Below are 24,661 nucleotides of genomic sequence, written 5' to 3' on the forward strand. Positions count from 1 at the left end.
CATTCGAGAACGAGTTAAAAATTAAATTTTACGTATGAAAAAAAGGTTCTTAGGAATTTTTATCCTCCTTGTGCTTTCCACTATTTTCCACTTAACCACCAAAGCCCAGAACAAAATCATAAAGGGTACCGTCACTGATGACAAAAATGCGCCTGTCATCATGGCTTCGGTAGGAGTGAAAGGCACCGCTACAGGTACTACAACAAACGAAACCGGCGCCTTTACGCTCTCGGTACCTCCCGGCTCGGATTCTATTATGGTGTCGGCAATAGGGTACGCCAGTAAAGTAGTGGCTATTACCGGTAATGTCTTAAATATTCAACTGCGGGAGTCCCTGACCGGGTTGGATGAGGTAGTAGTGGTAGGCTACGGCACGCAGAAGAAAGGCGACCTTACGGCGCCGATATCGATTGTAAATACAGACGATATGCTTAAGCGGACTACGGCTACGCCAATGGAGGCCTTACAGGGAAGCGTTCCTGGTGTACAGGTAGTAACCAGCGGGGTTCCGGGTAGTTCTCCCAATGTCCGGATAAGAGGAGTTGGATCGTTTAATAATGAAAATCCACTTTATGTAGTAGACGGGATGTTTGTAAGTGATATCAGTTTCCTTAATCCCAATGACATTGCCGACATGTCTGTTCTTAAGGACGCGTCTGCTGCAGCGATTTATGGGGTGCGTGCGGCCAACGGAGTAGTGTTAATAACCACTAAGAAAGGGAAATTAAACATGAAGACCCGCGTAACTTATAATGCATATGTAGGGGTTCAGAAGCCAACAAACGTTCTCAAAATGGCCAATGGACAACAATATACCGACTTTTCCCTGAAAAGAGGTTCCACTGCCGACAGTGGCACCGTGTTATTATCTTCTCAAAAATTTGGAGGCAGCGGGCTTAATCCAACCACCAGCACGGATTGGTACGATGTTATTTTAAGAAAAAGCGCCCTGATAACGAATCATGGCATTGATATCCAGGGAGGCAGTGACAAAATAACCTATTCAGTAGGTTTAAACTATACTTATCAAAACGGTATTTTGAATGCGCTGAATAACTTTAAGAGATATAACGGACGGCTTCAATTGGAAGCCAGAGCCTTTCCCTGGCTTAAAGTAGGATTTTCGGCCATTTTTAATAATTCTATCACTTTTACGCCTAACAGCGGTGCTTTCCTGGATGCCTATACAGCTTCCCCTTTATTCCCGGTATACGACAGCACCAATGTGAATGCTTTCCCGGTAAAGTTCACAGCGGCTTCCGTTATTGGAAGATCGGATGATAAAAATCCAATGGCATCTGCCTATTATAATTATAACCGGTCAAAAGCATTTCAGATATTACCAACCCTGTATGCAGAAGCAGGCTTTTGGGATAATAAACTCACTTTCCGGTCCCAGTTGAGCCAGATATATGGATCGTTACTTGGCACCCAGTACAGCCCTTTAAGGAACCTGGGCCCTGGCGCCGATGCCACCGTATCTCACCTGACTTCTATCCAGGAACGGACTACCAATTATATCCTGGACAACCTGCTTACCTATAAGGATGGTAAAGGCCGCCATCATTGGAGCCTGTTGCTGGGACAGTCTACCAGGGAAGAGAGATGGCGTCAAACCCGGACTGAAGCAGATAATGTACCCGATGTAGAGGAATCATGGTATACCAGCCAGGGAACGCCGAATGCGGCTTATTATAAAGAGGATGGTACCCGCAACGCCGGTATCTCATTCTTTACACGCGGCACCTATGATTTTGATAATAAGTACTTACTGACAGCAACTTTTCGTGCCGACGGAAGTTCAAAATACCAGACCAAATGGGGCTATTTCCCTTCCGTAGGTCTTGGATGGGTAATCAGCAAAGAAGCATTTATGCGGAATCAGAAAGTATTTGACTTTTTAAAACTCAGGGGTAGCTGGGGACAACTTGGTAACGACGGTGTAAATGCCAATGCGGGATATGCCATCGTGAAAACCGGCAACAGCACTTCCGCCGTTTTTGGTAGTACTGCAGCAGCCAATGGCCAATATCTGCCCGGCTATACAGTAAACAGATTTTATACAGATATCACCTGGGAAGTTGTAACAGAATGGGATGGCGGTGTTGATTTTGAAATGCTGAAAGGAAAATTAAACGGATCTGTTGATTATTACAACAGAAAAACAACTAAAGCAGCGCTCTATCGCCCATTCCCTTTTACTTATACTACTATTTATGGCAACTGGGCTGATATGGTGAACAGTGGTTGGGATATTGCGTTAAACTGGCATGATAAAATTGGTAACGTGGGATACCAGATAGGCGCCAATATGTCGACTTTAAAAAATAAAGTTACAAACTTAGGAACGCTTCCAAGCTCCACAAGTGGATTTCCGGAGTGGACAGCTGAGTTTCCTAACCGCATAGTTGTTGGGCAACCCATCAATTATTTTTATGGTTACGAATTTATCGGTGTTTACCAAACGAAGGCGGAGGTTGATGGTGATCCGGTTGCTGCCCATTATAACCAATCGGCTACCTCTCAGATTGTTCCCGGTTTCCCTAAGTATAAGGACCAGAATGGAGATGGCATCCTGGACGATAAAGATCGCATCAATATGGGAAGCTATTTGCCAAAAGTTACTTATGGTTTCAATTTTGGACTTACTTATAAGGGCTTTGATTTTAGCGTGGCATTCCAGGGTGTATCGGGAAATAAAATTATGAACCTCAACCGGGGACGGCTTTACAAAGCTTCCACGTCGCTGAACCTGGATGAAAAATTTGCCAGCAATCTCTGGACCGGTCCTGGTTCAACGAATGCATATCCTTCCGCGTATGCTTTAGGTCAGGGATGGTTTAAAGTGAGCAATTCCTTTTTTGTAGAAAGCGGCGCTTATTTACGTGTACAGAATATTCAACTTGGGTATAACTTTAATGTAGGCAAGCAGTCGCCCATTGCCCTGAGGGTATTTGGTACTGCCGACAGGCCGTTTATTTTTACCAAGTACAATGGTTTTACTCCTGAAGTAGGCACCAATACTTCCTTTGGTTATTCGGTTTCTGGTTATGATGCAAATGTTTACCCGGTTTCCTCCACTTACAGCTTAGGTGTAAGGGCTACTTTCTAGGATGAACAAACTCTTCAGGCTATAATAACAGTTATAGGAAAACAAAAAAAAGAATCATGAAAAACTATATATCAATTCTGCTCGTAATATTTTTGTTATCTTCTGGTTGCTCTAAGTTTTTAGACCGGCCATTAGAAAATCAGGCGCAGGCAACCACCATCAATTACACCGATTTGTCTTTAATGTACCAGCCGGTGTCGGGTGTTTACAGAACTGCTGCCAGCGGCACTTTTGCAAAATGGATAAGCGTGGCGATCCGCTCTGAGCGCAGTGATGATATAGCGCCGGGAAATGATGATGCAGGGCAGGTAGCCATTCATAATTTCCAGAGTGATGTAACGGTTAAAAGTTACTGGGGTATTAACGACATGTGGATCAGCATGTATGCAGTGGTACTTGGGGCGAACAGCGCATTGGCCGAATTGGAAAAGTTTGGAAAAAATATTCCCGCCAATGATGCGGCAAAAACAAAGCAGTTGGCACAATACCAGGCGGAAGTTCGTTTCTACAGGGCGCTTGCGCATTTCTGGATTTCCAGGACCTTTGGAGCAGTACCCATTCTTGGCATAGAAAGTAATGATCCTACCAATCTTGGCGCCGCTTCAAAAAGCAGTGTTGAAGATGTGAAAAAGCATGTTATTTCCGAAATGGATTTCTGCATTGCAAACCTGGAAGATGCAAGACCCAATGCTGCCACACACATAGGAGCCGTTACCAAATACACCGCGTTGATGTTAAAAGCCAAAGCAGCAATGGACCTGGCTGGTAACAACAGTGGTAGTACTTATTGGGATGTTGTATTGGATTGTACCAACCAGATTATCAACAGCGGCCAGTTCTCTTTATTCAGCGATTATTACCAGTTGTTTAAGAAGCCAGGTAAACTGTGCGATGAAGCTATCCTGGAATTGCAGTATTCCGATTTCGGAAAATCGACCGGCGATATCGTTATATCCGGCGGCCCCGGCGAAGAATGGGGTAATTTCTTTTTCTTCCAGGGCCCTGAAAATACATTTAGCACGGTGATTACAGGCCCCGGTTGGATGGTGCCTACACAAAAAGCCGTCGATTTTTTGAAATCACGTAATGATAGTATCCGTTTAAAAACAGCGATTCAGTATTGCGGAATTGATGGTAATCCTGATACGTTTTCCTTTACACCGGACGGCGACAAGATCTCCGGTAACGCATCCCGGAAGAAATACTTCAATGGAAAGGCTTATTACCCCCGTTCACAAATGACCGATAGCCGGGTAGATTATTATGGAGCCAATAACAACGTCCGGATCATGCGCTATGCAGAGGTGTTATTGATGAATGCGGAAGCGAAGATCCGTAAGGGACAAAGCGGCGATGCGCAGGTGAACCTGGTCAGGAACCGGGTAAAACTGGCTTCCATCTCCAACGTCACCTTACAACAATTACTCGATGAACGCCATGCAGAACTGATATGCGAGTGGTGGGGAGAAAGATTCAATGACCTGTTAAGAACAGACCAGGCCGCAACCGTACTCCCTGGCTTTGTAAAGGGACAAAGCGACTACATTCCCATTCCGCAGGCGCAGGAAGATGTGAATCCAAGACTTAAATAATTTTATTAACCGGAATATCTGTTGAATCTGAATCTGATGAAATATATAATAGTGTTGCTTATTACAATTGGTTGCTCGGGTATAGCTCATTCTCAATCCTTAAAGCGCCACAAAAAGTGGCAGCTTGCCTGGAGTGATGAATTTAACTACCAGGGGTTGCCTGATAGTACAAAATGGGGATATCAAACCGGCAGATCGGGCTGGGGAAATAATGAACTGCAGCTATACACCGCTGCAGACACCAGCAATGCCAAAGTGGAAAACGGATCTTTGTATATCACAGCAAGAAATACCGGCAGCGGAGATAATAAATATACTTCGGCAAGGATGATTACCAAAGAAAAAGGTGATTGGAAATATGGAAAGCTGGAAGTTAAAGCAAAGCTTCCCGGAGGCAGGGGACTCTGGCCCGCAATATGGATGCTGTCGACCGATGATGAATACGGAGGCTGGCCGGCAAGCGGGGAAATCGATGTGATGGAACATGTTGGCTACATGAAAGACAGCATCTTCGGAAGTTTGCATAGCAAATCCTATAACCATGTTATTGGAACACAAAAAACAAAAGGTATCTATATTAAGCGGCCCTACGACAAGTTTCATGTTTATGCAGTAGAGTGGACTCCGGAAAATATCACTTTCCTGTTAGACGGGAAAGTATATTACCAGGTGGCTAATGAACACAAAACGGCCGCAGAATGGCCTTTTGATAAAAGATTCTATTTGTTGTTAAATGTTGCTGTTGGCGGTAACTGGGGTGGAAAGGAAGGTGTGGATGATACCGTTTTCCCTGCTGCCATGCAGGTGGACTATGTGCGGATGTATAAATGGATAGAGTAACAGTTTGTAAACCTCTTGAATATAAAATATGAAACGGGTAAAAGTAGCCATATTAGGAGCCGGATTTATTGCCGATATCCACCTGGAAAGTTATGAACGGTTTGTTCCGGAAGCAGAGGTGGTAGCTGTTTATACAAGAAGTGCAGAGAAGGCAAAAGCCTTTGCAGCTAAGCATCATATTGCGCAGCACTTCTCTTCCATAGATGATTTGATCAGTAATGTTGACTTCGACGTAGTTGATATTTGTCTGCCAAATTTTCTGCACAAAGAAGCCACCCTGAAAGCCGCAGCGGCCGGGAAGCATATTATTATTGAAAAGCCGCTGGCTGTTACCCTGGAAGAAGCCGATGAAATGATTGCGGCCTGTGAAAAAGCAAATGTGAAATTAATGTATGCGGAGGAACTTTGCTTTGCGCCTAAATATGAGCGTGCCCGGAAGCTGGTGGAAGAGGGAGCCGTTGGAGATGTGTATATGTTAAAGCAATCGGAAAAGCATTCTGGTCCGCATTCCGATTGGTTCTATAATATCGATCAATCCGGCGGCGGCGTTTTAATGGATATGGGGTGCCACGGCATTGCGTGGTTCAGGTGGATGCTGAAAAACAACAAAGCACTCAGTGTTACGGCATCCATGAAAACCGTTTTACATAAAGAAAGAACTAAGGGAGAAGACAACTCCATTGTAATTATAGAATTTGAAAATGGCGTAACAGGCGTTGTGGAAAACTCCTGGGCAAAGCAGGGAGGCATGGATGACCGCAGTGAAATTCACGGTACGGACGGAGTAGTGTATGCCGACCTGTTTACGGGCAATTCCGTACTGGCCTATAGCAAAAATGGATATGGCTATGCAATGGAAAAAACGGATACTACTGTAGGCTGGAGTTTTTGCATGTTTGAAGAAGCATTTAACCAGGGGTATCCCCAGGAGTTAAAGCACTTTATAGACTGCGTACAGCATAACCGGGAACCATTGGTTACCGGAAAGGACGGAAGGGTTGTTCTGGAAATCATTTATGCCGCTTACGCATCTGCCGGGCAGGGAAAGAAAATCAATCTTCCGTTTAATCAGCAAGTAGAAAAACCTATTGACCTTTGGCTGAAGCCATAGTTAACCGTTAATACAGGAATTGTGAAATTAACCATACTTAATACGTACCAGGAACTTTCAGCAGCAGTTGCAGAACAGGTAACTGAACTAATGTCCGGGCGTGAAAATCCTTTACTATGCCCTGCTTCCGGCGATACGCCGGCTGGTTTATATAAGGTGCTGGTGGAAAAATATAAAGACAGAAAAAGTGATGTATCCCAGTGGGGCTTTGTAGGGTTGGATGAGTGGGTAGGATTAAACGGCAGCGATGAAGGAAGCTGCCGTTACTCCATCGACAAAGAGTTGTTGCTGCCACTGAATATTTCCGGAGATAAAATCTGCTTCTTTGATGGCCGTGCTACAGCTCTTCAGCAGGAGTGTGAAGCTGCCGAGCGGTTTATTGCGCAGTATAACGGGATTGATGTAGCCATACTTGGTTTGGGAATGAACGGGCATATTGCCATGAATGAGCCGGGTTGTGCCGCGGATGGCAGGGCGCAGATTGTTACACTACATCCGGTAACCATGCAGGTAGGTCAGAAATATTTTAACCAGCCGCAGGTATTGAAAGAAGGGATTACACTGGGACTCGGTACGTTACTGGAAAGCAGGCATATTATTTTAATGGTAAGCGGAAAACACAAGGCAGGAATTGTGAAGAAGATGCTGGAAGAGCCGCCTACCAATGAATTGCCGGGAAGTTTGCTGCTCAACCATTCTTCTGTAACTATCTTTTTAGATGCAGATGCTGCTGCTCTCTTATCAAATATACACTAACATGGTTATAGGTATTGATCTGGGAGGAACAAATCTGAGAGCTGGTATAGTGAGCGACGGCGTGCTTTCATCCGTTATTTCCCAGCCCCTTTATGCACAGGAAAATGTACCCGAACAGATTTATGGCGTAATTGATAAAATAATCAACGACGATGTAACAGCAATCGGGATAGGCGTTCCAGGTTTGGTAGACCCATCCACTAAAGTTTTATATGATGTTGTTAATATTCCTTCATTGAACGAAATAAATCTCCGGGAGGTTTTAGCGCAGCGTTATCAGTTACCGGTGAAAATGGAGAATGATGCGAACTGTTTTGCATTGGGGGAATTTTATTTTGGAAGCGGGCGTGCGCATGAATCCGTGGTAGGATTGACAATAGGAACGGGGCTGGGAACAGGGATCATCCTGAACAGCCAGTTAGTTACCGGGAAATATGGCGGCGCCGGGGAATTTGGAATGATAAAATACCTGGATAAAAACATCGAGTATTATGTAAGTGGCCGTTTCTTTGAACAGGTGCATCATGTAAAAGGAGACATTCTCTATAACAACGCACTGGCGAATGATGCAGCGGCTATTGAAATATACAACGACTTTGGCAGGCATTTAGGTGAAGCCATCAAATTGATCCTGTATGCACTGGACACGGAGTGTTTTATTATTGGTGGCGCAGTAAAAGCAGCCTTCCCTTTTTATTCAGAAAGTATGTGGAAAACAGTGAACACTTTTGCATATAAACGCGCAATTTCTACTTTGAAAATTGAAGCGTCTTCCCTGGTGAATGGTAATATTTTAGGTGCGGCAGCTTTGCATTTGCACCAATAGCATACAACGTAGAACAACTTAAATAATAACAAGATAAATATTCATATATGGCCGGTAGTTCAGGTACTTCTGTTAAACAGGAGGAAATAACTTCTTTTGATGCAATTGTTGTAGGCAGTGGTATCAGCGGTGGTTGGGCAGCAAAGGAATTGTGCGAGAAGGGATTAAAAACACTGGTATTGGAGCGTGGAAGAAATGTGGAGCATATAAAGGATTATCCAACTGCTAATACGCCTGTCTGGGATTTTAAGTATCGCGGAGCGCTTCCGGAAAAAGTGTTAGACGCCAATCCCTATATCAGCAAAGCCGCAGGATATGATGCCAGTACCGCGCATTTTTTTATAAAAGATGCAGACCATCCCTATATCCAGGAAAAACCTTTTGAATGGATACGGGGCTACCAGGTTGGCGGAAAATCCCTGATTTGGGGCCGTGCCTGCGCACGTTGGAGTGAGATGGATTTTACGGCGCCACACCGGTACGGATATGGAATTGAATGGCCCATTGGTTATAACGATGTGGCTCCGTGGTACAGTCACGTGGAAAAGTTTATTGGCGTTTGTGGCAATAAGGAAGGTATTGATACCATGCCGGATGGAGAGTTTTTGCCTGCTTTTGAATTGAACTGTGTAGAACAGCATTTAAAAGAAACGGTGGCCAGTAAGTTCAACCGTCATTATGTATCCGGCAGATGGGCGCAGGTAACACAGCCGCAGGCTATCCACAAAGAGCAACACCGCCAGTGTTTAAGCAGGAATCTTTGCATGCGCGGTTGTCCGCTGGGCGGGTATTTTAGCTCAAATGCCTCTACGCTGCCGGCAGCGGAAAAAACAGGCAATTTAACGATCCGGCCTTTTTCTGTTGTGCATTCCGTTATCTATGATGAACAATCCGGTAAAGCAACGGGCGTGAAAGTGATTGATGCCAACACAAAGAAGGAAATCATCTTTCATGCAAAGATTATTTTCCTTAATGCCTCTGCTTTAAACACGAACCTGGTGTTGTTAAATTCCACCTCCAGGCGGTTTCCAAACGGACTCGGGAACGATAACGGGTTGCTTGGGAAATACATTGGCTTTCACAATTACAGGGCAGGAATGAGCGGGGAGTTTGATGGTTTTGAAGATAAGTATTACAAAGTATCGAAGCCTTCGGAATGTATTATTCCCAACTTCAGGAATGTGTATCAGAAAGACACAGATTTTGTTGGCGGTTATGTCATCTTTAGCGCTGGTTACCGGGAGAAGTTAAATGATAAAAATATCCCGAAGGCACTGGGCGCTGCATTTAAAGACGCTATTAGTAAGCCGGGTAAATGGGGGGCGTATATGTATATGCAGGGAGAAACAATTCCCAAAGAAAGCAATCATGTAAGATTAAGCAAAGATAAAAAGGATGAATGGGGAATTCCTTTGTTAATAACATCTGTAGACTATGATGATAATGATGATAAAATGGTCAAAGATTTTATCGAACAGGGCAGGGCGATGCTGGAGGCAGCAGGCGCTAAGAATATTGTGGTAAATGAAAACCGCCAGCCGCCGGGACTGGATATACATGAAATGGGCGGCGTACGTATGGGAAAGGACCCTGCCAATTCATTGCTGAATGAATGGAATCAGCTGCATCATTGTAAAAATGTATTTGTTACGGACGGCGCCTGTATGACAAGTACCGGCAATCAAAGTCCTTCTATTCTTTATATGTCACTAACTGCAAGAGCTGCTAACTATGCGGTGGAGCAACTAAAAAAAGGAGCGTTGTAAATGAATCGCCGGGAATTAATAAAAACGATCTCTGTGCTTACAGGCGCAGCATTGGTAGGGGGAGAGCTGTTTCTTGCGGGATGCAGGGAACGTAATGAACCGATTTTTGGTGAGCATGACATTGCATTCTTTGATGAAGTAGCAGAAACTATTCTTCCCCGCACAAATACGCCGGGTGCAAAGGATGCAGAAGTAGGAAAATTTATTGCATTGTATGCATCGGATTGTTATAATAAGATGCAACAACAAACATTGAGGCGGGGAATTACCCAATTAAATGATGCCTCACTTAAAGAGTTTAAGGCAACTTTTGTAAAGCTTTCTGCTGAACAAAAAAATGTTCTCCTTACCAACGTGGATAAAGAGGCGAAAGATCACAGCAGGAACAACACCACATCTCCACATTACTTTACCCTGATAAAGCAGTTGACTTTACTGGGATTCTTTACATCAAAACCCGGTGCTACGGAAGTATTACGCTACCTGCCTTTGCCCGGGGGCTACCAGGGATGTATAGATTACAATGGAGAAACAGCGTGGAGCTGATAGCACAAGAGAAAGAACAGTATTCAATGAACAAATGAACACATGAAAAGAATTTCGTTAATCTTTGGTCTGGCCGGTTGTTTTTCATTTTCAGCTTTTTCACAGTACAAAGGAGAAGTTGACCGCAACCATTTACCGGCATTAAGCAGTCACTATCAACCGGAATACACCTTCGATAAAACAACCGATGAGCGGGCATGGGCTGCGCAGGGCCACGGCCTGCATGTATCTTTCAGCACTACCGATAAACTGTATTTCAGAGCAGAAGTGCCGGTGCAAAAGGCGGTCACCACCTGGGATGCCACCGGCTGGAAGGGAGAAAGACTGAATGCACAATTGCTGGTATGGTCGCCGGACACGCTGAACCAGGTTCGCTTTACATTAAGCGATCTTACCGGCGCCGGCGGCAATGTAATCAGCCGGGAACATACCAGTTTGAACATGGAGCGCTACGTACTTTCTAACTATCCATACGGCGCCAAAGATGCTGTGTGTGGTGAAACGCCGTATAAGAGCGGTTACCTGATGCCGGACCGGTTTGAACCATTTGAGCGTTTTGATGTTCCCGGCGGAACGGTAAGACCGGTATGGCTGTCGCTCAATATCCCGGCCAATACCCCACCGGGCACTTATTCAGGCACCATACAGGTAAACACGGATAAATACAGCACGGTATTACAGGTCAGCATCCGGGTGCAGCCGCAGCTACTGCCTCCGCCGCGTGAATGGTCGTACCGGCTTGATTTGTGGCAGAACCCCTGGGTTGTTGCCTGGCATAATCAACTGCAGCCGTGGTCCGCAGAACATAAAGCACTGTTGAAAAAACATCTGCAATTATATGCCGATGCAGGCGGTAAATATATTACTACCTATGCTGTACATTCCCCGTGGTCCGATAATTCGTACATGATAGAAGGAGGAATGATCGAATGGATAAAACAAAAGAATGGCAGCTGGAAATTTGATTATCATATTTTTGATGAATACATAGAGATGTGCATGGCGTTGGGTATTGATAAAGCAATCACCCTGTATACCGCTATCCCGTGGGCCAACCGGTTCCGTTATATTGACGAGGCCACCGGTAATTACCAGTATGCTTACTGGGCGCCGGAATCGGCAGCATATAAAGCGCACTGGCATATTTTTCTCAACGATCTGCAAATGCATCTGCAACAAAAAGGATGGTTTGATAAAACATACCTGGGCATCAACGAGAATGAAATGAAGCAGACATTGGCCGCCATTAAGGTGATTAAAGAACATCCGGCGAAATGGCGTATCACCTATGCGGGAAACTGGCACAAGGAGCTGGATACGCTGCTGGATGATTATTCTTTCCTGTATGGCAATGAACCTGCTGCTGCTGAATTAAGGCAACGCGCAGCAAGAGGCGCCTCCTCTACCTTTTATGTTTGCTGCAATCCTGCCAAGCCAAATAATTTTGTTTTCTCGCCTCCTTCAGAAGGACGATGGATCAGCTGGTATTCTGCCGCTGTTGGATACGACGGTTTTTTACGATGGGCATACGACGCATGGGCGGAAGATCCGGTAAGGGATGCACGTTTCGGTTCTTGGCCTGCAGGCGATTGTTTCCTCGTGTACCCGGGAGGTAACAGCTCTGTACGTTTCGAAAAATTAAGGGAAGGCATCGCCGATTTTGAGAAGATCCGCATTTTAAAAACACAGGCGCTGGCATCAAAAGATAAAGCGGTAAAAGCCCTGTGGCAAACATTTGAGCAACATCTGCAACGCTTTGCTGCGGAGAAGGATTTTAATGAAGATAAGATCATCGAAGATATTAATAAAGGAAGAAGCCTGGTAGATGCATTAAGCGATAAGCTGGGCAGGTAAAATGTTATCTGAAAAAAACGGAATAATGAATATCAGGATATTGTTATTGCTGCTTGCAGGTAATATTGTTGGCAAATGTATAGGTCAGCCTGCCACTGGTAAAGTGGCCTGTTCGGAACACAGCGACTACCTGCTTACCCATGTGCTTACGCCTGCCGGCCCGGTTCCCCCGGTGTTTGATCCAAACGGGGTATATCCGTACACCAGTTATGCAGAAACATCCAACAGACCGGTGTTGAAGAAATATCGCTTTGTGACGTTGGAAAATGACCTGCTGAAAGTAACGGTATGTCCGGATCTGGGAGGTAAAGTAGTTTCTATGGTTCATAAGCAATCAGGAAAAGAAGTGTTGTATGTGCCGGACGTAATCCGGCAAACGAGGATCCTGCCCCGGTTTTATTTTGTGGCCGGTGGCATTGAAGTGAGTTTCCCGATTTCACATTCGCCTTCACAGAATGAATCCGTGCTTTACAGGATTGACAGTACGCCGGGCAGAACCTATGTTACCTGTGGCGAAAGAGAATTGCGTTTTGGCATGCAGTGGTCTGTTGAATATTCCCTGGGCCCTGCGGATAATTTTTTAACCGAGCGGGTTAAATTTTATAACCCCGGCGCCAACGCCTATCCCTGGATGAGCTGGTCCAATGCAGCGCTGCCTTCCGCTGCCGATACGAAATATAATTTCCCTGAAGGCCGGGTATTGTTGCATGCTTCGCATATTGATACCATTGACTGGGCCAGCCAGGGACCGCGGGTGGAAGCCGATATCCGGGAAATGACCGGCTATTTCTGGAAAACAAAAAATGCGAATGCCTTCGGCGCCTATACTCCTTCACTTGGCACCGGGTTATATCATATTGCCGATAATGCGGTTGCGCCGGGCATTAAGCTGTGGAGCTATGGTTATGGAGCCGACAGCACATGGGCAATGTTGAGCACCGCACGGCGCGCACCATATATTGAATTGCAGGGTGGCCCCATAGCAGATCAATCCATCAAGCTGGAATTGCAGCCGAAAGAAATGCGCTGGCATGTGGAATACTGGATACCTGCAGACCGGGAACTGGATATCCATTCCCTGCAAACGCCGGCTATTAAGCTAAGGCCGGTAACAGACATCCCTTTATTTGACTGGGCGAGGAACACGGACGTGCAGGTTTGGAATGAGCTGGCGAAAGCCTGTGCTGCTAAAACAGCATTGCCTTTGCCTCCGCCTGCCGACCAATATACATGGGCGCCTTCAGGTATGGAAAATATGGACACTCCGTTTAAATACGCCATCAGTAAAACAAATGGAGAAAACAAGGAGATGTGGGAATTTTATTATGCTGCCTGGGAGGCGGGCAGGGGAAGAAGCAAAGAGGCGATACAAATGCTTGCTGCGAACAGGATGGGGCTTGCAAAAGTGCTGCTGGCGAGGCTATTGAAATTAGATGGGAATCTTATAGGCGCCTGGAAAGCAATGGAAGCGATCAGTGAAAAATGGGTACAGTTGCATCCGCAGGTAGTGGTGGAAAGAGATAAGCTGCTGCGCGCTATGGGACCACAAACGATAGCTGAGCGGGAGCACTGGTTATCGGCAGTTGATGCATTGGCCGATGAATGGGTTATTGAAAGAAGGGTGCAACTGCTGATCGACAAAAAACAGGTGCAGCAGGCGAAAAACTTACTGCTCTCCACACATTTTCAGAAAGTACATCAAACCTATACCCGCACCGGTTTATGGATGCAGATATGTGAACAGCAGGGGATTCCTGCATTTCCGGTACCAGCGCAGCTGGGAGAGGACCAACTGGCAAGATTCGGCGCTTATAGGGAATATGAATAGTGCCAGGTTGTTCATCATTAGCACTATTCATGGTTTTTTTCTAAATTTGGCCAAACGCGAAAGGTTGGGCAATCAGCATGATCATATCAATATAGCCAGTGATAGGAAAATCCCGGAAGAAGATGTAAGGCAATTCTCCATTTTCTATGATAAATATAGCGCTGCAGTATATAATACCGCTATGGTGTTTACCAAAGGGGATCAGTCGTTATGTGAAGATATTGTGCAGCTTGTTTTTATGCGTATGTGGGAGAACCGTACCAAACCGGGAACACTTGAAAAACCGGAACATTATCTGTATATACTTGCGCGGAATATTATTTTTGACACCTTTAAAGCGCGTGCGCGTCAGCTGCATCACCAGCTGCAGTTGGGCGAATTGCTTCACGACGGCCCTGATTCGCCTATTAAGATTTTAGCAGCCAAAGAATATTCGGGGATTTTGAAGCAAGCGGTTGAAACCCTTACCCCGCAGCAACGTATTATATTCCAACTGGCAAAAGAATCGGGCATGCCCCATGCCGATATCGCAGAACAAATGGGGATTAGTATCCAGACCGTTCGCACCCACCTGAAACTGGCCACCCGTGCGGTTCGTCACTATGTAATGGCCCATATAGAAGACCCCGAAATAATAATGATTTTGTTGGTGTTGCTGATGCAATAATCGTCAACCCAAAATTTTTTCAAATTCAACTACCCACTTTTTGTGTGGCTGTCGTCTTTATATTGTACCGCTTTAAAAGCTGTTTATGGATGAGATTTATTTCCAATCCTTACTGGATAAATACCGGAAGAATGAAATTTCCGCCGGCGAGTTGTCTGAACTTACAGCAGCTGTAAATACGGGTGTTTACGATGAAACCGTGAAAGCCTCTGTGCAGGCTTCGCTTGAATCAGGGGAGCAGCAGTGGGATAAAACCCGGCAACAGGTTGTGTTCGGGGAAATACTCCGGCAAATTGAAGCAGAAGCGCCTGTAAGAAGAATCATGCCTGAAAAGCGGAGATGGCTGGCTGCTGCCGCCGCCGTACTTGTTATACTGACTATTGGCTGGTATACCGTTAACCGGTTGAAAACGGGGCAGGTCCGGGATAACCAGGTAGCTGTACAGGACGTTGCAGCGGGACGGCCTGGTGCGGTGCTTATGCTGGCAAACGGCAGTAAAATAGTGCTGGATACTGCGGGTAACGGAACAGTGGCCTCCCAGGCAGGAGTTGACATCGTATTGAATAACGGGGCGCTGGCCTATGAACATGGTGCACTTGATGAAGCAGGTGCAGAAGCGCTGAATACGGTGCTTACGCCAAGAGGAAGACAGTTCTCCATTGTTTTACCGGATGGTTCAAAGGTTTGGATTAACGCGGAGTCCTCACTTCGTTTTCCCGTTCAATTTTCGGGAAAGGAGCGCCAGGTGCAGTTAACAGGAGAGGCTTATTTTGAAGTGGCGGAGAATGCATCCCAACCTTTTAAGGTATTGGTTAATAATAAAACCGAAGTGTTGGTGCTGGGTACTTCTTTTAATATAAACGCATATGCCGGTCAGCCACGGGCGAAAGCCACGCTTATAACAGGTAAGGTAAATATCCGCAGCGGGAAGGCAGCTGCTGTCCTGGTACCCGGGCAGGAAGCCAGTATAGCCGGCGATATTACTGTTTTTGATAATGCAGATATCAATAAGGCTATTGCCTGGAAAAACGGCGCCTTTGATTTCAATAATACTACCATAGAGGAATTGGCTGCACAGCTGGAGCGCTGGTATGATATAGAGGTAACTTATGATCAGCATATTTCGCAGATCCCATTTGGCGGCAAAATAAGCCGGAAGGTCAGCCTGAAAACACTGGTCAGGCTAATGGATGGTACGGGACTTGATTTCCGCCTGGCAGAAGGCCGTAAACTAATAATAACAGAAAGAAAATAACACTTCAGGAAGAAGTATATGTAAGAAAAAACAAGTGCCAACCAAAAGAAAAAACCGGAAGTGATTGGAGCCACTTCCGGTATAAGGTTTAGTCATTAAAGAGCGTGCGGCTCAATTTATCAACCAAACACCTGCAAATTATGCAAAAAACTGCTTATCAGCTAAGCATTTCCGGCGCGTGCCATATGGCGGCGGTCCGGAAAAAAAAGATTATCAACCAAACGTTGCTGGTAATGAAATTAACCATCCTCCTTTTAACAGGAGCTCTTCTACAGGTATCTGCATCCGGGCTTGCCCAATCGGTTACTTTTTCCGCAAAAAAAGCACCGTTGATAAAGGCTTTAAATGCACTGGAACAACAGACGGGCTATTACACTTTTTTTAAAAGCCGCGAAATTCAGCGGCTGATGGAATCCCGTAGTATCACCATTGCGGCGAAGAATATGCCTCTTAAGCAATTCCTGGACGAGTTGCTTAAAGAAACTCCTTTCACCTATGAGCTGGATGATAATACGATTGCATTACAGATGAAAGCTCAGGCGCCATTACCGGAAAAGAAGGAGGTGAGCGCCCCCGCAGCTTCACTTTCCGGACAGGTAACAGATCTTGACGGGAACCCGCTTCCGGGGGCGACAGTGATGGTAGTGAAAACAACGATTGCTACTTCCACCGACGGACAAGGTCGTTTCCAGCTGAATGGTTTACCGGATAATGCCAGCATTGTTATTTCATCTATCGGTTATATGCCAATGGGGCTTCGCCTGCTGGATAATAACACTATTGCCACCGATCCGATACGCCTTATAACAGGCAGCGGGCAACCGGACCAAACCGAAGGCAATGCCCAAAGCAATTTCCGTATGCTGTCTTCCGGTATGGTAAATGTGCGCCTGGCCAGGCTGATCAAAGGCATTGAAGGAGTAGTGGTAACCGGGCTTTTCCAGCGCTCGGGCAATAATTTTACCGGGGCATCGAAAACAATTTCCGGTGCTGAATTGAAAAAGGTGAGCGCCAATAATGTATTTGCAGCGGTGTCGGCACTTGATCCTTCTCTCAGGATTGTACCCAACAATGTTGCCGGCGGCAATATTAACCAGCTTCCTGAAATCCAGATGCGCGGGCAAAATTCATTTCCCAATCTCACCGGTGAGCTGTCTGCCAATCCTAATGCACCGTTATTTATCCTTGATGGATTTGAAGTAACGCTCCAGCGTATCGTGGACCTGGACATGAACCTGATCAACAGTATCACTTTGCTGAAAGATGCGTCTGCCACTGCCATCTATGGTTCCCGCGGAGCAAACGGGGTAATGGTGGTTACTACCGTTACACCAAAACCTGGCAGGATCCAGGTAACATTCAACAATGATTTCAGGTTTACCTCGCCAGACCTGTCTGTATATCATCTTTTAGATGCTGAAGAAAAACTTGATTTCGAACAACGGGCGGGGGTATATACTTCTACAAGTTCGCAGGCACAGCACAAACTCAACGTGTTGCGTAATGAAAGATATAAAGCCATGAAAAGCGGGGTGAATACCGACTGGCTCAGGATTCCGGTTCAGGATGGCATTAGTAACCGTAGTTCATTATACCTGCAGGGCGGCGACCAATCGATCCGGTATGGGTTACAGTTTTCTGCCGACTTGCAATCAGGCGTAATGAAAGGACAGGACCGGAAAAATTATTCCGGGCAGTTTGATCTTAACTACGTAGTCAATAAACTACAGTTTAAAAACTCTGTCCGCATCTTCCAGAATAAGTCAAATGAATCTCCTTACGGCGACTTCAGTGAATATGTAACAATGAATCCGTATTGGGCCCCTTACGATGAGAAAGGAAAACCAAAGCAAATGCTGGAGAATCTGTGGATAAATAACACCTACTACAGGCAGGCGAATCCCGCGTATGATGCGGGTCTTCATTCTGTGAACAGCAACCAGTACTTTGGTATTTCCAATAACTTCCAGATGCGTTATACGCCGGTACCATTCCTGTATATGGAAACAAGCCTGAGTATTAATAAACAGAATGCCTCGGGAGACCAGTTTTATTCCGCCCAGGATTCCCGTTTTGCAGAGATAACGGACCTCAGCAGAAAGGGAAGTTATACCGTAAGAAATGAAAATAGTTTTAACTATGAGAGCCTGACAACCGCTAACCTCAATATCTCACGGGGACCTCACCAGTTGTTTTCAATGCTTGGGTTTAATGTTTCCAGCAGTAATAGCAACTATTACTCCGTTGTGACGGAGGGCTTTCCTTTTGACAAGCTGGATAACCTGTTGTTTGCTGCGCAGTACGAGACAAACGGACGACCAACAGGAGATGAGAGCACCATCAGGAGAGTGGGTGTGGTATACAGTGGAAGTTATAGTTATGACAACCGTTTCCTGGCCGATGTTTCCGCCCGCCGGGACGGATCATCACAATATGGAACTGAAAAGAAATTTGGAACATTCTGGTCGGCAGGTATTGGCTGGAATATCCATAATGAAGCATTTTTCAATAAAAGCAGCCTGGTGAACAGGCTTAAACTGAGAGCCAGTTACGGTTCTACGGGTTCACTCAATATTCCGGCTTACAGCGCCCAATCCCGGTATAACTTTGGTGTAAATACCAGCTATTTCGGAGAACTGGGAGCGGTCCTCATCGGGCTGGGCAACGAGTTCCTGAGCTGGCAGAATGTGTATAAGGCGAATGTTGGTATGGATGCGGTATTATTAAGAGAGAAACTGGATCTCCGGCTGGACTTGTATCGTGAGAATACCAAAAATTCGCTGACACAGATCACCCTTGCTCCATCCACAGGCTTCAGCAGTTTTGCGGAGAACTTAGGCCAGATACAGAATACAGGACTCGAATTCTCTGTACGCTATAAAATCCTGGAGAAGCCTGCTAAGGGGCTCTTATGGTCAGTGAACGTAAATGGATTCACCAATAAAAATATTCTGAAAGAGTTATCCAATAAATTGAAGGCTTCCAATAATAAACTCAATGTGGCTAATAGTGATCAGGTCACTCCCAATATACAGTTTGAAGAAGGAGAATCTATTAACACCATTTATGCGGTTCGTTCGCTAGGTGTAGACCCGGCAACCGGTTCGGAAGTCTATCTTACAAAAGACGGAAAAAGAACTTTCACCTGGGACGCAGCAGATAAAGTACCGGTGGGCATTAACCAGCCTAAATGGAATGGTAATTTTGGCACCAACTTTATGCTGAAGGGCTTTGAGGTCAACCTGATCTTCAATTACCAATGTGGTGGCCAGCTCTATAATCAGACACTGATAGACCGTGTTGAATCAGTGAATCCCGCGTTTAACGTAGACCGGAGGGCATATGATCTCGGCTGGTCCGGCCCGGGAGATGTAAGCCCATATACACGTATCGGTGTTTCCACCCAACCTACCCGCCTGACCTCCCGTTTTGTTCAAAACGATAACAACCTGACACTTAGTTCGGCCTCCTTCGGATATAACTTTTACAGGAGTCCGTTTATAAAAAAACTTGGCATGCGGAGCTTACAGGTAACAGCCATCACCAATGACTTTTTCCGTGCAAGCAGTATTCAGATAGAACGTGGTACCAGCAATCCATTTGCCCGTACTTATTCCCTTTCACTCAGAGCCGGCTTTTAAAATTATGAATATGAAAAAGAGTTTGACTATAATAATATGCCTGGTCGCATCTTTGGTGTTCAGCAGCTGTAAAAAATTCCTGGATGTAAAGCCTAAATCCGTTATTTCGGAAGATCAGCTGTTCGCTTCTGAAATTGGTTTCCAACAGGCGCTTACCGGTGTATATTCCCAGCTGGCCAGCCGGGCATTATATGGCGATAACCTGTCAATGGGATTTGTGTCAGCACTGGCGCAAAACTACGCAGTGTCCGGAGCCGGCGCGCCATTTGTTCAAACACGGGCATTGAACTTTGCATCTGCAGAAGTAATTGGATATACCAATAATATCTGGGATACGGCATATGCTGCCATCGCCGGTGTAAACAAGATCATTGCCAGCACTGAAAAAAGAAAAGATGTTCTCTCTGCCACCAGCTATGCGCTTATACGGGGAGAGGCGCTTGCGCTCAGGGCATTCCTTCACTTTGAAGTATTGCGAATGTTTGGTCCTGAGTATACCACAGGCGCAGCGATGAAGGCTATCCCCTATAAAACCACCGTTGACCAATACGCAAAAATACCTTCTGTTACGTCGGAGGTAGTGACATTGGCGCTCGCAGATCTTAGCGAGGCGGCAGATCTGATGAAAGATGCTGATCCTGTTTTAACGGGTTCACAGAACAGGCGTATCAGGATGAATTATTTTGCTGTAAAGGCCCTGGAGGCAAGGATCCGCATTTACGCAGGAGACAAACAGGGCGCTTTCCAGGCAGCTGCTGTGGTAGTGAACTCCGGTAAATTCCCGTTTGTAACCCCTTATGCCGCTTCATCCGCCGCAGGTTACCGGGATCGTCTTTATATTGATGAAGAAATATTTTGTATCCGTGTGCGTGATATAAAGAACTGGGCGGAACGGCAATATTTCCGCTTTAACGGAAGCGCCAACCAGAAGCTGACAAGAAGTGCCGGCAACTTTAGCACACTTTATGAAACTGCAGCAGGCGGCGCCACTGATTTCAGATTTCTTTACCGTATTGAACAGGACGGAGGCGTCCCCTTTCCTTCTAAATTCTGGCAGACATATCAGTTTAATACACTGGATTCAAACAGACTGGATCAGCATGTACCAGCCATCCGTTTATCTGAAATGTACTATATCATGGCGGAAGCGGCTGTAACACCGGAAGAAGGCGCCGGTTATCTGAATACAGTGCGGAAAAACAGGGCGCTGCCTGAGCTTCAGGCAGGTACCATTACCCAGCAAATACTGGAGAAAGAAATCACTAAAGAGTATCAGAAGGAGTTTTACGCGGAAGGGCAGTTATTCTTTTACTATAAACGAAAAAAGATAACCAAAATGCTGTTTATGACCGCTGAGATTCCGCTTAGTAAGTATGTGCTTCCTATACCTGAGTCTGAACTGGAATTTAATCCTAACTACAACTGATAAATCCTGTTTTATGAAGTACCTGTTATTTCTCAACATATTGTTTCTGATGGCAGCCTGTAAAAAGGAGAATATATCAACCTATAAAGGTCCCGACGGGATTACATTTTATGTAGATGAGTATGAACCAGACAGCCTCAGTTATTCCTTTGCGTATTCCCCGGTTCCCAAAAACAGGGATACCGTTTTTCTTAAAATGCGTGTGGTAGGCGCGGCAGCCGACTATCCCCGGGTTATTTCCGTAACAGCAGGCGCGGGGTCAACAGCCAGGCAGGGTAAAGACTACGAGCTACCGGAAATTACGTTGCCGGCCGGCGCTTTAACTGTGCTGTATCCTGTGGTGCTGTTGAATTCACCGGAGATGACTACCACCACTTTCCGGCTTGTTGCCCAGGTTGCCCCGGGTAAAGATTTTCAGGTAGGCGCCACAGGGCGTGAGACCGGAGGAACAACCAGCCTCGAAAAAATTATCATTGACGTGAGTAACAAGATCATTAAACCTTCTTATTGGGACGAGGTAGAGAGTGCATTCGGAGCATTCAGTGAGCGTAAGTTCAGGTTTATGGTGCAAGTTACCGGTCTTTCTGATTTTTCTTCCGATGCAATCGGCGTGGATGGTTATTACAATTTGCCGGTTAAATTACGAAATGCCCTTGCCGAATATGAAGCCGTCAATGGGCCATTGATAGATGAATCCGGCAACGTGGTCACCTTTTAGTTCAACTCAAAATTAAATTCATGCGTAAATATATATTCAGAGCATTCCTCGCAATATTGGCGCTGGCCTGGGCCTCCTGTCAAAAGGATAATCAGCGGTTTGTTTATGATAAACTAAATACAGTTTCCATCAAAACAGCTGATTCATCATTTGTGATAACACAACTGGATACACTTAGTATTCAAACACAACTGACAGAGTCTATACCTTCAGGGGATAGTTATACTTATGAGTGGAAGGCCTATATGGTAGGAGAAAATGCCGTGATATTATCTGATAAGAAAGACCTGAAAGTGGCAGTTAACCTGTCACCAGGCTCATATGACCTGATATATACCGTAACAAGTGTGAAGACGGGTATATCTTCTTTTATGTTGTATCCGCTTACTGTAAACGGAGCATTTTATGAGGGGTGGCTGGTGGCTGCAAACCAGGATGGGAAGGCCCGGTTGTCTTTTATCCGGGCAAACGATTCCGTGTTTTTTTCTCCGGCGGAAGATGTGAACAAGACTACTTACCCTGGAAAGGCCCTGGGGGTCAATGCCGGTATTACCAGTAGTTATGCAAATCTTGCGCTGGTGATGTTTTATACAGACCAGGGTGTTTACAGGTTCAATGCCGACAATTTTATTCAGAATGGTACTACAGCAGATATTTTTCCGGAGCCGAAGCAATTTTCTGCTTCATGCGCGTATGCCATGAGTAAAATACCTTACGATCAGTATATTGTCGCTGACGGAGGACTGTATGCCGGCATCGGACCTTTGTTTTATCCCCAGGATGTGTTGAAGCCTTATTCTGAAAGATTAACAGGTGATTATACCCTTTTCCCGGTGGTGATAAACTCCGCCACTGCTGTCACCTTATTTTATGATAATAAGTACAGGCGATTTATGTCTGTTCCGCTGGGCGACAGAATGTTGAGTCCTGTATCTGCGAGTCCGGGCGCTGTTTTCAATATGGCTGATGTTGGAAAGAAGATGATTGGCTGGGACTATGGAACGCAGTCTGTAATTTCATCTGATGAAATCTACTTTGTTATGCAGGATGATGCCGGTATCCGCTACCTGTACTCGCTTAAAGGGGCAACCCCGGAATTAAGCCAGCAGATCGGCAATAGTCCGGACATAGAGAAAGCCTCCGCTTTTGCTGCTTCCGGGGTTGTAAAGCATCTTTATTATGCTGCAGGTAATAAAATTTATCTCTATGATATACTGGCGAATTCTTCGAAAATGGTATACACGTTTCCCGATGGCGTAAAAATAAAAGACCTGAAAATGTTGTCCATCACCAGTAAAAGAATTGTGGTGGCTACTAACACAGGAACTGCGGGGGAAGTATATTATTTCGACCTGGATAATCTGGGAGATATTATCAATCACACCTATGTTAAGAAATTCACCGGGTTTGGTGAGATTATAAATCTCAGCTACAGATCAGCTAACTGAGATAGGCAATAATTTTTTTCATTTTCTATTATTAACTAAAAGTATGAACAGCAATAGACTATTTTTTTTCCTTGGTTTTATATTATTTTCCCTGACCGCGTCCGGACAGCAGGAAAAAAATGCAAAATATACCTTAACCGGTAATATTGAAGGCCTGGTGAGTAAGGCCGGATATGCTAAAGGGAAGAACTTTACAGCAGGGTATGTTTACCTTTCAGGAATAGTGCGTAACGGTGCCTACACAACGGATTCCGCCAAACTAACTGATGGCCGTTTTATATTCACGGGAAATGTTGATGAACCTTCCATGGCCTATATTTTCTGTAAGCCCGGAGAACGTAATTTCCCTGTTGTCCTGATGATGTTTCTTGAAAATTCAAATATCTCTGTTACCGGCAAATACAGCCCGGATGAAAATTCAGTAAAGGATCCGCAAATAAAAGGATCTGCAGTACAGGATGAATATGCCGGGTTATTTGAAAATGCGAACAACATTTCAGGAAGAACTGAAATAAGGAGGCAGTATGAAGTAGCCATGAAAAAAAATGATACCGCGAAACTTGCCGCCCTCAAAAAGGAAGGAACAGCAGCGATGGCAAAGTATACTGATTATATGAGAGAATACACAAGTACGCATCCTGCCAGTTTTGTTAATCTGTACCTTTTAAGTGATTACATACCCCGTGAAGAAAGTGGGCTGACGGAACTGGAGAATGAATTGAAGAAGTTCGATAAACAACTTCAATCATCTTTCCTGGCAAAAAATATTATCAGTGCAATAGCTGATCAAAGAAAGCGGTTACAAATTGGACCCGGTATACAGGCAATTGATTTTAGTCAACCTGCTGTTGATGGCAAGATCGTTAAACTGTCCGATTATGCCGGCAAATATGTGCTGTTGGATTTCTGGGCGTCCTGGTGTGGCCCTTGCCGTGCTGAAAATCCCAATGTGCTCAAAGCCTACAACACTTTTAATAAAAAAGGCCTTGAAATATTATCCGTATCATTGGATGAAAACCGGGCAGCATGGTTGAAGGCGGTGAAGGCAGACAAGTTACCCTGGTTACAGGTTTCCGATTTGAAGGGCTGGAAAAATGAAGCCGGTAGCAAATATATGATCCAGTCAATTCCCGAAAATTTTCTGATTGATCCAAACGGGAAAATTGTGGCTAAAGGCTTACGCGGGGAACAATTGCATAAAGAATTAGAAAAGATATTTCATAGAGACGACATCACTTCCAGGTAGTAGCTTAAAAAAAGAGAACGTCCATTTGG

Annotated in this window: 17 protein-coding genes; all 17 read left to right on the forward strand. The window is 45.2% G+C overall.

Annotation, left to right across the window (positions count from 1 at the left end):
• Positions 1-34 precede the first annotated feature (34 nt).
• Positions 35-3,112, forward strand: a complete 3,078-nt coding sequence (locus PV783_RS08125; protein ID WP_079469240.1) for a SusC/RagA family TonB-linked outer membrane protein — start codon at positions 35-37, stop codon at positions 3,110-3,112.
• Positions 3,113-3,168: 56 nt separating this feature from the next.
• Positions 3,169-4,704: a RagB/SusD family nutrient uptake outer membrane protein gene (locus tag PV783_RS08130; RefSeq protein ID WP_079469239.1), complete on the forward strand. Its 1,536-nt coding sequence runs from the start codon at positions 3,169-3,171 to the stop codon at positions 4,702-4,704.
• Positions 4,705-4,740: 36 nt separating this feature from the next.
• The gene (locus PV783_RS08135; protein WP_420987650.1) at positions 4,741-5,544 is read left to right on the forward strand and encodes a glycoside hydrolase family 16 protein; all 804 of its coding nucleotides are present in this window, start codon (positions 4,741-4,743) and stop codon (positions 5,542-5,544) included.
• A gap of 28 nt (positions 5,545-5,572) precedes the next feature.
• A complete protein-coding gene (locus tag PV783_RS08140) occupies positions 5,573-6,655 on the forward strand; it encodes a Gfo/Idh/MocA family protein (RefSeq protein ID WP_420987651.1) in 1,083 nt (360 codons plus the stop codon).
• Positions 6,656-6,676: 21 nt separating this feature from the next.
• Positions 6,677-7,411 (forward strand): glucosamine-6-phosphate deaminase, encoded by a 735-nt coding sequence (locus PV783_RS08145; RefSeq protein ID WP_420987652.1) that lies wholly within the window; start codon positions 6,677-6,679, stop codon positions 7,409-7,411.
• Between the two features lies 1 nt (position 7,412).
• Positions 7,413-8,237 carry an ROK family protein gene (locus PV783_RS08150; RefSeq protein ID WP_420987653.1) on the forward strand — a complete coding sequence of 275 codons (825 nt, stop codon included), beginning with the start codon at positions 7,413-7,415 and terminating at the stop codon, positions 8,235-8,237.
• A gap of 47 nt (positions 8,238-8,284) precedes the next feature.
• On the forward strand, positions 8,285-10,003 hold the full coding sequence (locus PV783_RS08155) for a GMC oxidoreductase (protein WP_420987654.1): 1,719 nt from the start codon (positions 8,285-8,287) through the stop codon (positions 10,001-10,003).
• Positions 10,004-10,549, forward strand: coding sequence for a gluconate 2-dehydrogenase subunit 3 family protein (locus tag PV783_RS08160; RefSeq protein ID WP_420987655.1), 546 nt, complete (start codon positions 10,004-10,006; stop codon positions 10,547-10,549). It begins immediately after the preceding gene.
• A gap of 42 nt (positions 10,550-10,591) precedes the next feature.
• The gene (locus PV783_RS08165) at positions 10,592-12,403 is read left to right on the forward strand and encodes a glycoside hydrolase domain-containing protein (RefSeq protein ID WP_420987656.1); all 1,812 of its coding nucleotides are present in this window, start codon (positions 10,592-10,594) and stop codon (positions 12,401-12,403) included.
• A 25-nt stretch (positions 12,404-12,428) separates the two neighbouring features.
• Positions 12,429-14,231 (forward strand): DUF5107 domain-containing protein, encoded by a 1,803-nt coding sequence (locus tag PV783_RS08170; protein ID WP_420987657.1) that lies wholly within the window; start codon positions 12,429-12,431, stop codon positions 14,229-14,231.
• A gap of 64 nt (positions 14,232-14,295) precedes the next feature.
• Positions 14,296-14,898 (forward strand): RNA polymerase sigma factor, encoded by a 603-nt coding sequence (locus PV783_RS08175; protein ID WP_420987658.1) that lies wholly within the window; start codon positions 14,296-14,298, stop codon positions 14,896-14,898.
• Between the two features lie 85 nt (positions 14,899-14,983).
• Complete coding sequence (locus PV783_RS08180) at positions 14,984-16,153, forward strand: FecR family protein (RefSeq protein ID WP_420987659.1); 1,170 nt, start codon at positions 14,984-14,986, stop codon at positions 16,151-16,153.
• Between the two features lie 140 nt (positions 16,154-16,293).
• Positions 16,294-19,794 (forward strand): SusC/RagA family TonB-linked outer membrane protein, encoded by a 3,501-nt coding sequence (locus PV783_RS08185; RefSeq protein ID WP_420987660.1) that lies wholly within the window; start codon positions 16,294-16,296, stop codon positions 19,792-19,794.
• A gap of 10 nt (positions 19,795-19,804) precedes the next feature.
• On the forward strand, positions 19,805-21,220 hold the full coding sequence (locus PV783_RS08190) for a RagB/SusD family nutrient uptake outer membrane protein (RefSeq protein WP_168771233.1): 1,416 nt from the start codon (positions 19,805-19,807) through the stop codon (positions 21,218-21,220).
• Between the two features lie 13 nt (positions 21,221-21,233).
• Positions 21,234-21,938 (forward strand): DUF4843 domain-containing protein, encoded by a 705-nt coding sequence (locus PV783_RS08195; protein ID WP_159454255.1) that lies wholly within the window; start codon positions 21,234-21,236, stop codon positions 21,936-21,938.
• Positions 21,939-21,958: 20 nt separating this feature from the next.
• Positions 21,959-23,386 carry a PKD-like family lipoprotein gene (locus PV783_RS08200; RefSeq protein ID WP_336387344.1) on the forward strand — a complete coding sequence of 476 codons (1,428 nt, stop codon included), beginning with the start codon at positions 21,959-21,961 and terminating at the stop codon, positions 23,384-23,386.
• A 43-nt stretch (positions 23,387-23,429) separates the two neighbouring features.
• Positions 23,430-24,632, forward strand: coding sequence for a redoxin domain-containing protein (locus tag PV783_RS08205; protein ID WP_420987661.1), 1,203 nt, complete (start codon positions 23,430-23,432; stop codon positions 24,630-24,632).
• Positions 24,633-24,661: the final 29 nt, after the last annotated feature.

Source organism: Chitinophaga sp. CC14 (assembly GCF_048957795.1).
Taxonomy (GTDB): Bacteria; Bacteroidota; Bacteroidia; order Chitinophagales; family Chitinophagaceae; genus Chitinophaga; species Chitinophaga ginsengisegetis.